Origin of the sequence: Rhizobium viscosum (genome assembly GCF_014873945.1) — a bacterium.
Taxonomy (GTDB): domain Bacteria; phylum Pseudomonadota; class Alphaproteobacteria; order Rhizobiales; family Rhizobiaceae; genus Rhizobium; species Rhizobium viscosum.
Genome location: NZ_JADBEC010000001.1, coordinates 3,812,026 through 3,826,629, shown reverse-complemented (window position 1 = coordinate 3,826,629; position 14,604 = coordinate 3,812,026). Strand labels below are relative to the sequence as shown.

General features: G+C 62.1%; 15 protein-coding genes. 10 read left to right on the top strand and 5 right to left on the bottom strand.

Going from position 1 to position 14,604, the window contains the following annotated elements; translation table 11 throughout:
• Positions 1-138 precede the first annotated feature (138 nt).
• Positions 139-2,274 carry a M48 family metallopeptidase gene (locus tag H4W29_RS18855; RefSeq protein WP_192730273.1) on the top strand — a complete coding sequence of 712 codons (2,136 nt, stop codon included), beginning with the start codon at positions 139-141 and terminating at the stop codon, positions 2,272-2,274.
• Positions 2,275-2,463: 189 nt separating this feature from the next.
• Entirely contained in the window at positions 2,464-2,949 is a 486-nt protein-coding gene (locus H4W29_RS18850) for a hypothetical protein (protein ID WP_192730272.1), read from the top strand.
• 39 nt (positions 2,950-2,988) lie between these two features.
• Here the strand turns inward: H4W29_RS18850 and H4W29_RS18845 are convergent, their stop codons facing one another.
• From H4W29_RS18845 to H4W29_RS18835, 3 genes are all read right to left on the bottom strand, one after another.
• Entirely contained in the window at positions 2,989-3,372 is a 384-nt protein-coding gene (locus H4W29_RS18845) for a DUF4952 domain-containing protein (RefSeq protein ID WP_246517229.1), read from the bottom strand.
• A 150-nt stretch (positions 3,373-3,522) separates the two neighbouring features.
• Positions 3,523-4,044 carry a cytochrome P460 family protein gene (locus tag H4W29_RS18840; protein ID WP_192730270.1) on the bottom strand — a complete coding sequence of 174 codons (522 nt, stop codon included), beginning with the start codon at positions 4,042-4,044 and terminating at the stop codon, positions 3,523-3,525.
• Between the two features lie 217 nt (positions 4,045-4,261).
• Positions 4,262-4,705, bottom strand: a complete 444-nt coding sequence (locus tag H4W29_RS18835) for an SRPBCC family protein (RefSeq protein ID WP_192730269.1) — start codon at positions 4,703-4,705, stop codon at positions 4,262-4,264.
• A gap of 198 nt (positions 4,706-4,903) precedes the next feature.
• Here H4W29_RS18835 and H4W29_RS18830 point away from each other — a divergent pair, with 198 nt between their 5' ends.
• The 7 genes from H4W29_RS18830 (at position 4,904) to H4W29_RS18800 (ending at position 12,263) form a co-directional block, all read left to right on the top strand.
• Positions 4,904-5,908, top strand: coding sequence for a LacI family DNA-binding transcriptional regulator (locus H4W29_RS18830; protein ID WP_192730268.1), 1,005 nt, complete (start codon positions 4,904-4,906; stop codon positions 5,906-5,908).
• A 61-nt stretch (positions 5,909-5,969) separates the two neighbouring features.
• Complete coding sequence (locus H4W29_RS18825; RefSeq protein WP_192730267.1) at positions 5,970-7,331, top strand: ABC transporter substrate-binding protein; 1,362 nt, start codon at positions 5,970-5,972, stop codon at positions 7,329-7,331.
• Positions 7,332-7,442: 111 nt separating this feature from the next.
• Entirely contained in the window at positions 7,443-8,384 is a 942-nt protein-coding gene (locus tag H4W29_RS18820) for a carbohydrate ABC transporter permease (protein WP_192730778.1), read from the top strand.
• Positions 8,377-9,225 (top strand): carbohydrate ABC transporter permease, encoded by an 849-nt coding sequence (locus H4W29_RS18815; RefSeq protein WP_192730266.1) that lies wholly within the window; start codon positions 8,377-8,379, stop codon positions 9,223-9,225. The genes H4W29_RS18820 and H4W29_RS18815 overlap by 8 nt, the downstream gene beginning before the upstream one ends.
• Before the next feature lie 19 nt (positions 9,226-9,244).
• The gene (locus H4W29_RS18810; RefSeq protein ID WP_192730265.1) at positions 9,245-10,453 is read left to right on the top strand and encodes a glycoside hydrolase family 172 protein; all 1,209 of its coding nucleotides are present in this window, start codon (positions 9,245-9,247) and stop codon (positions 10,451-10,453) included.
• Positions 10,454-10,544: 91 nt separating this feature from the next.
• Entirely contained in the window at positions 10,545-11,873 is a 1,329-nt protein-coding gene (locus H4W29_RS18805; protein ID WP_192730264.1) for a DUF7256 domain-containing protein, read from the top strand.
• 57 nt (positions 11,874-11,930) lie between these two features.
• Positions 11,931-12,263, top strand: coding sequence for an HNH endonuclease (locus H4W29_RS18800; protein WP_192730263.1), 333 nt, complete (start codon positions 11,931-11,933; stop codon positions 12,261-12,263).
• 24 nt (positions 12,264-12,287) lie between these two features.
• On the opposite strand, the gene H4W29_RS18795 is transcribed toward H4W29_RS18800, so the two are convergent.
• Positions 12,288-12,719 carry a helix-turn-helix domain-containing protein gene (locus H4W29_RS18795; RefSeq protein ID WP_192730262.1) on the bottom strand — a complete coding sequence of 144 codons (432 nt, stop codon included), beginning with the start codon at positions 12,717-12,719 and terminating at the stop codon, positions 12,288-12,290.
• A gap of 69 nt (positions 12,720-12,788) precedes the next feature.
• On the opposite strand from H4W29_RS18795, the gene H4W29_RS18790 reads away from it, so the two are divergent.
• Positions 12,789-14,045 carry an MFS transporter gene (locus H4W29_RS18790; RefSeq protein WP_192730261.1) on the top strand — a complete coding sequence of 419 codons (1,257 nt, stop codon included), beginning with the start codon at positions 12,789-12,791 and terminating at the stop codon, positions 14,043-14,045.
• 12 nt (positions 14,046-14,057) lie between these two features.
• Here H4W29_RS18790 and H4W29_RS18785 read toward each other — a convergent pair whose 3' ends face one another.
• Positions 14,058-14,504, bottom strand: coding sequence for an ABC transporter permease family protein (locus H4W29_RS18785; RefSeq protein WP_192730260.1), 447 nt, complete (start codon positions 14,502-14,504; stop codon positions 14,058-14,060).
• Positions 14,505-14,604: the final 100 nt, after the last annotated feature.

The window sequence follows — 14,604 nt, the reverse complement described above, 5'->3', positions numbered from 1 at the left end:
GACAGCCGTAAGTTGCATTGCGCTCGATCGAACGTCGATTTTTGTAAGGCCGCTGATCTCAGCCGCTTGCCCTACAATTGATACGGGAATAATTCCTGAGCACTTTATTGATGGCCGGGCACCCGATCGGGAGGGACAATGCGGAAATTCAAGATTCCTCACAGTATGAGCCTTGTGATCTGGCTGGTCCTTGTTCCGTCTCTGCTCTTCGGTCTCGGGCTATGGCAGGCCGAGCGAGCCGCCGGGACGGCGGCGCAATCGCAGGAACAGTTGCAAGAGCTCAAAGCAACGCTGGCCGAGATCAAGAAAATCGCCGCCACCGAGCCGATGACCATGCTGACCTTCCAGACGGCAGCGGGGCAAAAGACGCTTTCGGCGACGGCCGCCGTCTGGCAAATCGGGGCGGCGCTGAAGCAGGCGGAAGAGGATCTGGAGATTTCCCCGATCCGCCGGCCGCTTGCCTGGGGCACGATGGGCGGCGCGATCCTTGCCTTCGCCAGCGGCATCCTCGGGCTTGCCACCGCTGCTGTCAGCGGTTCGAGGGCGCGGAGATCCCAGGAGCAGCTGATCGCAAGTTTCGGGCGCCTGCGCGTCATACTGCCTTTCATCCTCGCAGCCCTCGTCATCGGCTTCTGCATCGGCATCGTCTGTGCGGCCCTGTTCGAGGCGATCAGCATGGGCCTCTGGGCGGACTTCTCGGCCGGCAGCGCCAGGCTCTTCGTCCTCGCCCTGATGCTGGCCGGACTGGCCGCCTACAGCGCCTTCCTTGCATTGCGCGGCCTCAAGAACGTCTTTGCGCTTTTCGTCGTCCAGCCGATGGATGTTTTCGGGCGCAGGATAGAAGAGCCCGATGCGCCCGGGCTTTTCCGCTTCGTTCGCGACCTTGCCGACCGGCAGGACGCCGTGCGGCCGGACACCGTTGTCGTCGGCCTCACCAAGGGCTTCTTCGTCACCGAGAGCGAACTTCGGCTGCTGCCGGAAGGCGAAGTCATCCGCGGGCGAACACTCTACCTGCCCGCTCCCTATCTCGACCTGCTCGACGAGCCGGAAGTGGCTGCGATCATCGGCCACGAACTGGCGCATTTTTCCGGCAGGGACACGCTCTACAGCCAGAGGTTCACGCCGATCTATGCCGGCCTCTGGCGATCGCTTTCAGCCCTGCAGCGTGGCGACGGCGGCAGCTTCGTCCTGTATCCGGCAGCCATGCTGGGCTTTCATGCCCTTCAGCAGTTCGACCATGCGGTGAACCATTGGAGCCGCATTCGCGAATTCGATGCCGACCGAAACGGTGCGCGGTCCAGCTCCGTCGTTGGCGCCGCCTCTGCCCTCATCAGAACCGGGCTGATCCCTCCAGCTCTCGATCACGTCTTCAGCCTTGCCGCCGATCGGGTGCCGGCTGCGGAAAATTCGGAGCCGGCACCTGACCTGGTTGCCGAGACTTCGGATCTCGTTCGTGCCCACGGCTGGTCCGATCCGGTCTCCCTGCTCGAAGATCGGCAGCCGCATCCGACCGATACGCATCCGCCGACCCTCCAGCGCATTCAGGCAATGGGACTGACAGCCGATGACCGGCTGCTCGGCATCGCCACGCGCGCTCCGAAACCAGCCGGCCTCACATTCGCCTTCGAACTCTTCCCGGATTGGAAAGCACTTTGCCGGCAACTGAGCGGCGACTACCTGGAAGAGGTGCGCAACCTGCACACGGCCCGCCGACAGGCGCTCGAAGCACTTGCCGCCGCCGCACCCGGCGAAACGATCCTCTACGACAATGTCAGGCCCATGATCTGGACGATGGCGATCGTTGCGGCCATTTTTGCAGGCTTCGGGTTGATGGTGACGGTCTTTGCGGCGGAGATCGGCTTCGCACAGGATTATTTCGCCAGGGCGTTGGTATCCGGCATTGCCGCAGCCGGCGTCGTCATTTGCGGCCTGTATGCGCTCTATCTTCACAAGTCGGCCGCCCAACCCCTCATGATCCTGACGCCCGCGGGGTTGCGGGCCTCGATGCTCGATGGGCCGGTTGCCTGGACCGATATCCACGCCCATCAGGTCTTTGCCTCCAACCGCTTCGCGCTGCGCCTCTGGCTGGCTCCATCCGCCTCTCTTCCCGCAAAGAAGCGGCGGGCGATTTACAGCAAGATCGACCGCAAACAACGTGTTGTCACGATCGGGGCAATGGGCATCCGCGGCATGAAGGCGGCGGAATTCAGCGCGCTCGTCGAACGCTACCACAGCGCGGCCCACGCACTGAAGGAGCTTTCCCGCTCTGCCTGAGGGGCGGATCTGCGACTGGCCGAGCGCCGCAGGCGCGGCAAGCTCTGCATCATGTCATGCTCTTGAAATCAGTGGCAAAAGGCTGTCGCTCGCCGCAAGCCCGGCTGGAAATTTGGCCGGAGCCGTGGGATGGAGTGACGCCAGAGATCAGAAAAGGGAGACACAGAGTTGCAGCAGCGAAAATCACCGATGGCCGCGCCCGCCCTTGCAGTCGTCGCATCCCTGTGGTGCGCGTCCCCTCTGCAGGCGCAGGACCCGGCGGGCGGCCTGGCGTGGTCCAAGGATCCGGCCAGCCATTGCGAATTCGTCTCTCCCGTGTCCCTGACGGCAGGTCCGACATACTGGACCGGCGCTTGCCCCGATAACAAGGCGTCCGGACCGGGAATGCTGCGCCGCCGCGACGGCGATCGCGCCGGCCCTGCCTTTTACGGGGACATGCAGGCCGGGATGCCCGTCATCGGCGTGATCGACGACGAAGGCTATCGCGTCGGCAAGTTTAAGGATGGCGATATCGGCGAGGATGCGGAACTCGACCCTCAGGTCAGGCTTGACGCGTTCCGCGCAGCCGCGAAGGCCGCCCGCGAAGTTGCCGGCCTCTACGCCAAACAGGGGAATGCCGCCTCGTCCCGCCACTATGAAACCGTCGCTCGGCAACTGGATGAGCAGATCGAATGAAGGCACACGCCTCGGCCCGGAGGATTGAGATCCGCCTCGTTACATATCCTCGGTGAACGTCTCGACCGTGATTTCGAACACGATGATCCGCGGCCATTCACTGCGGCTGGAAACCATGGTCTCCTCCGAGACCATGGAGATCAGGAAGTCGCGGCCGATTGAATCACGGTACTGGCTGGCGGGCGAATCCCACAGGCAGCAGGAGCGCTTCAGGCGGTTCAAACCCACGGCCTTGATGAGATAGGCTTCGGTTGCGGCCGCAAACCGGCCGGATACACGGTATGTCGCCTCAAGCGGTTTGCCCTGCCGATCCGGGGCATAGTTGCAGCCGGCAAATTCGGCATGAAGAGGCTTCTTCTTGATCTGCGCGAGGAAATCGCCGCAACCCGGCGCCGTCACCGGAGTGGGTGCGGACGCTGCCATCAGCGGCGGCGCAACCGCGTTACTGAGCGACCATATGGAAAGAAGACAAGCGGCAAACCTCATACCCAGCCCCGACTACACCGCCCTGACACCCGATGCGCGGCATGGATGCCTTATAGCGGATAATCGGGTTCGCGACAGATATGCCGGTCAGGGTGCGTAGCGACTGAACACGAAGTCACGGTCCTTGACGACCGAGTGACAGGCAAAACATGCTTCGGGCATTGCTTTCGCGGAAGGTTTGCCGTCGTCGAACTCGACATATCCCCAGCCGCCGGTCGAAGCATATTTTTTCACGTCCTTGATCATGAACTGCACGCCGTTCTTGGGCGGCCCCGCAACGAATGACTGGGGAGCACCGAAGGCCGCCTTGCTCTCTTCCAGCGGATGATAATCCCAGGCCAGGCGGCCGATGATGGTACCGTCGGGATAGGTGGTGGCCCCTTCCCGGAAGGCTTTGATCGCAATATCGTTGCCCAATATGGCCCTGATATCGTTGAGCTTGCCTTCCTCGTGCGCCACGGTGATCAGCGGCCAGTCGCGGTAGCCGGCAGGCAACTCGGACAGGGCCGGCGCGCTTCCCTCATCGGCCCCTCCGGATGCGGCGGCATTGTAACCGACCAGGCCGGTAACCAGACCAACGGCCAGCGACACCACGATAATCTGCTTCATTGAATGCTCTCCTGCGATCAAACTTCGGAGCGACTCTCGCAGATATTCCCGCAGGCGAAATCACACTTTGATATGGTAGCTCGGCGAACTCATAGCGTGGGCAGGCGTGGCACATATTGTCAATATGCATCACAGCGGCCTGCTTCGTCAGCAAGCATGGAAAAAGGCCGGACCTGAAAACAGTTTCCAGACCCGGCCTCCTCTTGGGTCCTGACGCTTACTCCTGAATATCGGGCTCGACCAGGCGTGCGAGGTTGCGCAGCGATTCCTGCCAGCCGAGATAGCAGGCCTCCGGCGGAATGAAATCCGGAACGCCGGCCTGCACCACATGGAGTTCAGTGCCGACCGAAACTTTCGTCAGGGTCACGGTCACGTCCATCTCGCCGGGCAGATTGGCGTCGTCGAACTTGTCCGTATAGCGAATCTTCTGGCCGGGAACGAGTTCCAGATACTCGCCGCCGAAGGCATGGCTGTGGCCGGTCGTGAAGTTGCGGAAAGACATCCTGTGCGTTCCGCCGACGACAGGCTCCAGATGATGAACCGTGCAGGTGAAGCCGTTCGGCGGAAGCCATTTGGCCACGGCATCGGCCTCCAGGAAAGCACGATAGACCTTGTCCGGCGTGGTTGCCAGGACGCGGTGAAGCTTGATTGTACTCGGCATGATGATCCTCCTTTGGATTGAACTTTGGCAATGCCTCTAGGACGGATCTGATCTCACCGATCCGACATTGCGGCTGATTTTTTATTTCCGCCTCTTCGCCGATCATAGGGCAACCTTGAGAAAACACGACAGCAAAAAAGCTGTTCCGATTATTGCAAATCGATTTGCAAATCGATTTTTGTGTGTTTTTATGCACTCATGAGCACGATAGGCAAAGTCGCAGAACGAGCAGGAGTATCGCGGACGACGGTCTCGCATGTGCTCAATCATGCCGATCGCGTCTCGCAGGCGCTGCGTGAAAAAGTGCTCGCGGCAGTCGAAGAGCTTGGCTACGTGCCGAACCCGCAGGCCCAGAGCCTGCGCACCGGCAAGACCAATCTGGTCGCCATGCTGATCCCCGATATCCGCAACCCCTTCTACCCCGAGCTCGTCAAGACGGCGCAGTCGGAGCTGGAAGCGGCCGGGCTCGACATGCTGATTTTCAACACCGACGTGCCGGGCGGCCATTCGCAGGAACATGGACGCGAATACCTGCGCCAGATCCGCAACCGCCGCATCGACGGGCTGATCGTCGGTGATTTCGCTTTGCACGGAATGCACGACGCGCTTGTCGGCATCGATCTGCCGACGGTCTTCATCGGCGACCTGCCGAACCGGGCAGTCGACAGCCTGAAGATCGACGATTTCGGTGGCGGCCGCCTGATGGGCGAGTATCTGGCATCGAAAGGACATACGCGCATTGCCCACGTCACCGGCCCGTCCTTCTTTGCCGAGGCCATGGCGCGTGCGGCGGGTTTCGAGCAGGGATTGCGCGATGGCGGCGTCGAGCCGGACCCCGCCTTCCGCTTCGAGGGCAGCTATCTCGGCCCCTCGGGCAAGGCGGCGGTCGAATGGCTGCTCGATCGCCATAAGGGCGCCCTGCCCTCCGTGGTCTTCTTCGCCAACTTCCTGATGGCATCGGGCGCGCTTGCCGAATTCTACGATCGCGGTATCCGGATTCCCGAGGATATGGCGGTTGCCGTCTTCGGCGACCAGACGCAGCTCGAATATGTGCGCCCGCGCCTGACGCGCGTCGGCCGCCCGCCTGCAGCCCTTGCCGAGCGCGCCACAGCCATGCTGCTCGAACGCATTTCCGGACGATATGACGGTCCGCCGCGCTCGGAAATCATCTCCTGCAGCCTTCAGCCTTTCGATACCGCATGACAAAAACCGCCTGCCTGCCGGAAGAGGAGCCGGCCTGCAGGTCCACAAATGGGAGGAAGACATGACCGATATCAAAACGCCAGGAAATGGCATTTCCCGCAGACAGCTGATCCGCAAAGGCGCGCTTTTCGCCGGCGCCGGCCTTGCCGCCGGCCTGACCGGCTTCCCCTATATCAACCGCATGGCCGTTCGCGCTCAAGGCACGCCCCTGAAATTCTGGCAGTTCTACGCGCCGGGCGGCCAGGTTCAGAGCCAGGTCGACTGGTTCACCCAGATGATCAGCGCCTGGAACGACAGCCACGAGCAGAAGGTGGAACTCGAATATGTTCCGAACGCCGAATATATCAACGGCCCGAAGCTCGCCACCTCCTTCGCCTCCAACGAAGGCCCCGATATCTTCCTGATCTCGCCCGGCGATTTCCTGCGCTATTACAATGGCGGCGTGCTGCAGGACCTGACGCCGCATATCGACGACGCCACCAAGGCGGATTTCCCCGAAAGCGTCATCGCCAACCGCATGGTAGACGGCAAGATCTACGGCATCCCGATGGAAGTCGAGCCGATGGCCATGTACTACTCGGTCAAGGCCTTCGAGGAAGCCGGCCTCAACGAGAACGATGTGCCCAAGACCTGGGACGAGCTTCTCGAAGTCGCCAAGAAGCTGACGACGCCGAACCGCTACGGCGTGCTCTTCGAGACGACACCGGGCTACTACCAGAACTTCACCTGGTATCCGTTCCTCTGGCAGGGCGGCGGCGAATTCCAGACCAAGGACGGCAAGAGCGCCTTCGATTCACCGGCGACCGTTCAGGCGCTGAAATTCTGGCAGGATGCCGTCAATAGTGGTGCGGCCCCGCGCCAGGTGCTCGGCAATGGCGCCAATGACGCGGTGGCCAATCTCGCCGCCGGTTACTGCGCCATCCAGAATGTCGGCATCTGGGGCATTTCGCAGCTCGCCGGCAATGCCAAGGATTTCCAGTACGGTGTCTTCAAGCTGCCCACACCGGCCAACGGCAAATATGTGACCGTCGGCGGCGGCTGGGCCTTCGTCGCCAATGCCAAGGGCAAGAGCCCGGATGCGGCCGCGCAATTCTGCGCCTGGGCGCTCGCCTCCATGGACAAGGGCTCCGTGCAGCGCGTCGCCGACTGGTGCACCAAGGCGAAATCCGACATGCCGCCGCGCAACAGCGCGCTCCAGGCCGGCGGCGATGCTTTCAAACAGGGTAATATCGGCACATTCGCCAAGGATATTCACCCCGGCACAAGGGCTGAGCCGCGGGTGCCGCCGGAGGTCTACAAGATCATCTCCGACGCCATCCAGCAGACCCAGCTCGGCGGCGCCGATCCGCAACAGACGGCGACCGCAGCTTCCCAGCAGCTCGACGCGTTCCTCGCCTCCTACAGCGGCGCGCCGATCCTCTAGAGCGCTTCTTTCTTTAAATGAAGAAAGCTCTCTAGTTCTTTGTTTTACAATGGCCATGCCGCAGGCAGCTCATCACCAGCGGCATGGCGGGAGTTGCATATGGACACGGGTATGAGGCGACACCAGAACAAGCCGGATCAGAGCCAGCCCATCAGGCCGAAGGGCCTGTCGGCCAAACATCGCGAATGGGTGGCGGGCTATCTCTTCGTCCTGCCTGACGCAATCGGCCTCCTGATCTTCCTCGGCCTGCCGATGGCGCTCTCGCTGGTGCTGGCGGTCTTCGAGGTCAACGGCTTCGGCGGCTATCGCTTCGTGGGCTTTGCCAATTTCCTGCGCATGGGCAAGGACCCGCTCTTCTGGCAGGCCGCCCGCGTCACCGCGCTCTATGCCGTCCTGCTGGTACCGCTTCTCTATGTCTGCGGCCTCGGGCTTGCCCTTCTCGTGCAGAAGACCAACCGTTTCAACGCGGTCATGCGGGCCATGTTCTTCGCGCCGCACATGGTCAGCCTCGTCGTCGTCGCCGTCGTCTGGCAGTTCATGGTGGTCGACAAGATCGGCGTGATCAACAAGCTGACGCCGCTTCTCGGCATATCGGGCGTTTCCTTTCTCGGCGATCCGCAATTTGCGCTCGTCACCGTCGTCTTCGTCAGCCTCTGGTTCCTGATGGGCTTCTACATGCTGATCTTCTTGGGCGGGCTGCAGGATATTCCCAAGGAATATTACGAGGCCGCCAAGATCGATGGCGCGACGGCCTATCACTGCTTCTGGCACATCACCCTGCCGCTCCTGAAACCCACGAGCTTCTTCGTGCTGATGGTCTCGATGGTGGCGGCTGTCGCCGGCGCCCAGGCCTTCGACATCATCTACGTCATGACCAAGGGCGGGCCGGCCAATTCCACCTCGGTGCTGATCGTCTACATCTACCAGCAGGCCTTTTCCTTCGGCGCCTTCGGTTATGCCGCCGCCATGTCCTCGGTGCTGGTCGTCGTGCTGATGCTGGTCACCGCCATCTTCTTCGTCATGACCAAGGGAGGCCGCTTCAACTATGACTGAGGCCCGCGCTTCATCCTATCCTTCCAACTCGCAGGTGACGATCGTGCGCATCCTCTGGATGATGATCACCGCGATCCTGGCGCTGATGATCCTCTTTCCGCTGCTGTGGATGGTGTCGATCGCCTTCAAGACGCCGGCCGAATCCTTCTCCGCCAACCTGATCCCCGAGCATCCGACATTCGACAATTTCAAATATGTGCTCACAGGCGTTCCCTTCCTGCGCTACATGGCCAACAGCTTCTTCGTGTCGGCGAGCGTCACTGTCATCGCGCTGTTCTTCCACACGATGGCGGGATATGCGCTGGCGCGCCTGCGCTTTCCCGGCCGCGAGGTGATCTTCCTGGCGATCTTCTCCACCTTCCTTGTGTCGCTGCCTGTCATTATCGTGCCGCTCTTCGTCATCGTGCGCGCCATGGGCATGCTGAATACTTATGCCGGGCTGATCGTGCCGGCGATCTTCAATGCCTTCGGCATCTTCCTGCTCAGGCAATATTACCTGTCGCTGCCGCGCGAGATCGAGGAAGCGGCGATCGTCGACGGCGCCGGCTACTGGCGCATCTACTGGAGCATCATCCTGCCGCTCAGCCGGCCGATCATGGCCGCGCTTGCCATCCTGTTTTTCCTGGCCAACTGGAATGCCTTCCTCTGGCCGCTGACGGTCGCCTCCAAGGCCGACCTCTGGGTGGTCCAGGTCGGCATCGCCAATTTCAAGAGCCAGTATTCCGCCTCGTGGAACTACATGATGGCAGCCTCAACGATCGTCGCCATCCCGACGCTCGTGCTCTTCATCATCTTCCAGCGCCAGATCATGGATTCGCTGAAAACCAGCGGTCTCAAATAACATCGAAAAGGAGATATTGATGACCCAGGCTGGCATTTCGCCGCTGCGCGGGCTTGCGACACTGAGACAGGCAAGGACGCGCCGTTTCTCCAGCTACGACCGCACCGGCGGCAATGACGACAGGCTGCATATCGAGCCCGGCAAGACCGTCGTCATCGCCGAACATGCGGGTGCCGGCATCGTCACCCATATCTGGGCGACGCTTGCCTGCGAGAGCGAAAGCTTCCTGCGCAAGATCGTTCTCCGCGCTTATTGGGATGGCGAGAACAGCCCGAGCATCGAAGCGCCGATCGGCGATTTCTTCGGCATGGGCCATGCGCAGACAGGCAATTATGCAAGCTTGCCGATGCAGGCGAGCCCCGAGGACGGTAAGGCCTTCAACTGCTATTTCCCGATGCCCTTTTCGAGCCACATGCGCTTCACCATTACCAATGAAGCCGAGCATGACCTGCTCTTCTATTACTATGTCGATCTCGAACTGCATGATGCGCTGGAAGACGGGCTCGGCCGCTTTCATGCGCAGTACCGCCAGGCGCGCCCGAAAGGCGAAAGCGAGGCGGGTCTCACCAACGAACAGTTCCTGTTCGGCGGCGAAACGACCGATGGCAAGGAGAGCTACACGATTCTGGAGGCCGAAGGCCACGGCCACTATGTCGGCGTGCTCTTCTCCGTCTATTCGCGCCGCCGCTCCGATGTCTGGGACTGGTACGGCGAAGGCGACGACATGATCTTCATCGATGGCGAGCCGGGGCTTTCGGTGCCGGATACGGTGCGAAAACCCGATCCGCGCATCGGCCCGAAAGCGGCGCTGATCGAGCCGCGCGGCGAAAGCAGCGAAGGAGCGAACGACGCCTGGCCGCCGACGCTGCACGGAACCGGCACGGAAGATTATTTCAACACCGCCTGGTGCCCGACACAGGAGTACAGCGGTCCCTATCACGGCATCATCTCAGCCGGCGGCCCGAACTGGACGGAACCGGTGACGCTCTATCGCTGGCACCTCGAGGACCCCACCATCTTCCAGAAGCGCATCCGCGTGACGATCGAGCACGGCCACGCCAACCGCCGCTCCGACGACATCTCCTCCGTCGCCTTCTGGTACCAGGCAGAGCCGCACAAGCCGTTCGACGCCTTGCCCGCGACGGAAGAGCGTATCCCGACGTTCCGGCGGCCCTACCAGAACTGGAACACGGCGGCAGCGGCGGCGAAGAAGGGTGGCAGCGCTTAAGCGCCCCTCGCTCCAGCCTCCCGCCACGTCATTGCCCTGTCTCCAATCCGTCCTATCTGTTGCGCGGGACAATCAGCGAGAGAGGACGCGCATGCCGATAGACAATGCGAAATTGGCGCCGATGCAGCCGGGTGTATCGGTGGAGGAGCTGAAGGCGGCTTTGGGGGCGAGCTGGGAGGAGCCGCGCATCCAGGCGGAAGGCCGTCTGCATGTCGAGGAATTCGGCACGCGCATTACCGCCGATGGCAGGCTCGGCGAGGTTTATTTTCGAGCCCCCTTCGAGCTTCCCCCTATCCATGGTGTCACGATGGGAATGCCGGCCGACGAGCTGCATCGGCTTTATCCCGGCGCCGAGCGCATTTCCGACGAGAGGGAGAAATATGGCTGGACCATCCTGAAGATGAACCTCTCGGATACGCTGGATCTCGGCGTCGCCATCAGGGAGGACGTCGTCAGGATGATCAGCCTCACGGACCCGACGGCGGTCTATCCGGAGCGGCCCTATAAACATGCCGATCCCGATCTTACCGAGGCCTATGACCTGACGCTCACCGACCCCGTCAATCTCGCCCGCCGCCCAAAGAATGGCTGGTGCTACGGCCGCCCGCCCGGCATCGATGGCGACAGATGGCCGATCAGCACCACCAATGGCATGCCGCTTCGCCACGCCTTCACGGTGAAACTGCCGCCGCAATACCGCACGCAGGGTGATGAATACGTAGCGATCTCGCTCTTCGTCGACGAACAATGGGAAACGCCACCGGCAAGCAGGAATGCCGGAGCCGGCGGCGCACGCCGCGCCGATCCTCACCGCTTCGACATGGAATTCATGGACAACGACTATGTTCTCTTCTGGCTGACGGAGGAGGAGCTTGCAGCTCCGCTCGGCGTCCCGCCGGAGATCGAAGGCGCCCCCGTTCCCGGCTGGCTCTCGAAATCGCCGCTCGATTATTTCGGCGAATTCAACCTGCCGAGGACGGCGGCCGAGCAGCAGGCAAAGAACGTCTTTTCGCCCGGCGGACTGGCGGTTAACGAGCTTCTGGCGGCAGCCCGCCCCACACCCCAGCCCCAGGCCGGCTGGAAGCACCTGCCCGGCCCCGAGGCGCTCGATTACGGCTGGCCGGTCGAAATCACGCTGCGCGAGGGCGACCCGAATGTGGGCAGGCCGGCGCGCGAATTCAGCCACGAGAACGAGCTCAGCGGCTATATCGCCGCCTATTCGGAGGAAGGCCAGGAACTGGGGCTGGATCGCTTTCAGGACTGGCACGCCCATCTCGGCGGCACGATGTTTCCCATGCAGGGGTATCCCGATTTCTCGCCCTATTACATCGAGATCGCGGAAATCTTCGGCGGCTTCAATTTTGGCGACGGCATCGCCCAGATCGACCTCAAGGAGATGAAGCTCGAATGGGCGTGCTGATGCTGAAAAGCTTGGAGACGGTTGCCCGCCGGCCTGATTTGCCGCTAACTTTGTCCGATGGCGCGAAAGAGAAACCGAGACGTCACCTCCTGGTATGAGGCGCCGACGCCTGATATCTGCCCACTCTGCGGCCGGGTCGTTCCGGCCGAGCAGCGGGATGAGCATCATCTGGTGCCGAAGAGCCGCGGCGGACGGGAGATTCAGGTCCTGCACCGCATCTGCCATCGCCAGATCCATGCGCAGTTCAGCGAAGCGGAGCTGGAACAGTCCTACCCGACCGTCGAGGCTCTGCTTGCCCATCCCGCCATCCAGACCTTCGTCGCCTGGGTGAAGAAGAAGCCGCCGGGATTTTATGATGGGACACGGCGGAGCAAACGCCGGCGAGAGTGAACCATACAAGCCGTCGCCCCGGCCTTATTGGACCTTGCCTGCCCGCCTGCTTTTGCCCGCGCCTGCTCGCTTTCCCGCAACCTCGACCAGCCGCCGGAAGGTCGGGCATTCCATGTGCGAGGGTGCCGAACATTCGGCGACATGGCGCAGCGTGTCGCTGAGCGCCGTCAGTTCCCGGATCTGGCGGTCGATCTCGTCGGCCTTCTGATGCAGCGCGGCGCGCGGCAGTTCCGGAGCGCCGGTCTTGCCGAACATGCCCGAGATTTCCTCCAGCGAGAAACCGGCCGTCTTGCCCATGGCGATCAGCTTGAGCTGCAGCAGCACCTCGGGCGGAAACTGGCGGCGCAGCCCATGGCGGAAGACCGACGTGATGAGGCCGATCTGCTCGTAATAGCGCAGCGCCGAGGGCTTGATTCCGCTCCGTGCGGAGACCTCTCCGATATCCAGAAATTTCATGCTTGACCTCAAGTCGGCTTGAATTCGTAGCCTGCTCCTGAACAACATTTCAAGCAAGAGGACATCGACATGGAACAAGCAGAAAAAACTGGATCGGAGCGAACGGAAAGACGGGGCGTGACGCTGACGCTGTCGCTTTCGATGCTGCTCGCCTCGCTCGGCACCAGCATCGCCAACATCGCCCTGCCCGATCTGGCGAAGGCCTTTTCGGCGCCCTTCGCTGAGGTGCAGGGCGTCGTGGTCAGCTATCTCGCAGCCTTGACGATTTCGGTCGTCATCACCGGCCGGCTCGGCGATCTCTACGGGCTGAAGCGCATGCAGCTTGCGGGCCTTATCCTCTTTGCCGCCGCTTCGCTGCTCTCGGCTGCCGCACCCGATCTGCCGCTGCTGATGGCGGCACGCGTGGTTCAAGGCGTCGGTGCGGCCTTCCTGATGACGATCTCGATGGCGCTGATGCGCGAGACCGCAAGCAAGGCGCGCATCGGCCGCGCCATGGGCCTGCTTGGCACGGTTTCCGCTCTCGGCACGGCGCTCGGCCCCTCGCTCGGCGGCGCGCTGATCCCGCTTGCCGGCTGGCGCGGCATTTTCTGGGTGCAGGTGCCGCTGGCGGGACTTGCGCTGAACCTGGCCATCGCGACACTGCCGGCCGACAAGGCCAGGGGCAAGACGCGGCCGGCAAGCCTGCTTGCCACCCTGGAAGGGCGCCTCGTCCCCAATCTCATCGTCAATATCGTGGTGGCCGCCGTGATGATGACGACGCTGGTGGTAGGCCCCTTCTACCTGGGCCTGGCGCTCGGGCTGAAAGCCGCGATCGTCGGCCTCGTCATGTCCGTCGGCCCCGTCATCTCTGTTGTCAGCGGCGTGCCCTCCGGCCGGCTGGTCGATGCCTGGGGCGCACGCACCGTGCTTTCGATCGGCCTCGCTATGCTTGCGGCCGGCGCCTTCCTCTTGGCAATCCTACCGCAGATGCTTGACGTCGCGGGCTATATTGCCGCCATCATCGTGCTGACGCCCGGCTACCAGCTGTTCCAGGCCGCCAACAACACCGCAGCCCTTGCCGACGTGCCGAAAGACCGGCGCGGCACGATCTCCGGCCTGCTCGGCCTGTCGCGCAACATCGGCCTGATATCAGGCGCATCCCTCATGGGCGCCGTCTTCGTCTATGGCGCAGGCACCGACGATTTCATTCATGCGACGCCGGCAGCAATTTCCGCCGGCATGCAGCTGACCTTCCTGCTTGCCGGCGGCCTGGTGCTATCAGCCATGGCCATCGTCTTCGCGGGCGCCTTCAAACGGACATCGGCCACGATTGCTTCCGGTGGCTGATATCCAGTCACATCACAGCGCACCGCCGGATAGCTCCTCAAAACCTTTGCGCGAGACGTAAACTGTAATGGTCGCCTCGGCAGATGGCGCGAGCTCTATGACTGCGGCGACCTTGAAGGTCGTTGTTCTTGGTGCAACACCAAACGGTGTCCGCGTGCCCTGAGGATCAATCAGAAGGAACCGATCACCGACCTTGATGGCAAGCGCATCGGCCACCTGCCGGCCGATAACAGCATGACGACCTGCGGCAAAATCGGCTGACGCCACACCGGTCCAAAGGTTAAGGCTGCGAAGATCATCGGCTTCGATGCCTCGAACCATGACTCCGGTACTCCGATCATTGGCCGTCGCCAGGGCATTGGAGGACTGACCGGCGATCTGCCCAAGGCCGGCGTTCGTGAAAACAAAAACAACTATGATCGCAACGACAAAACCAAGAACATTCTTCATGAGCGCCATCTGTTCAGCGTACTCCAAGCGAAACTTCCCGTCATGATGCGGTGAGCCCTGCCGCGGTATAGGTCGGTCACCTCATCCCCAGCGCGCCTGGCGGGCTTGA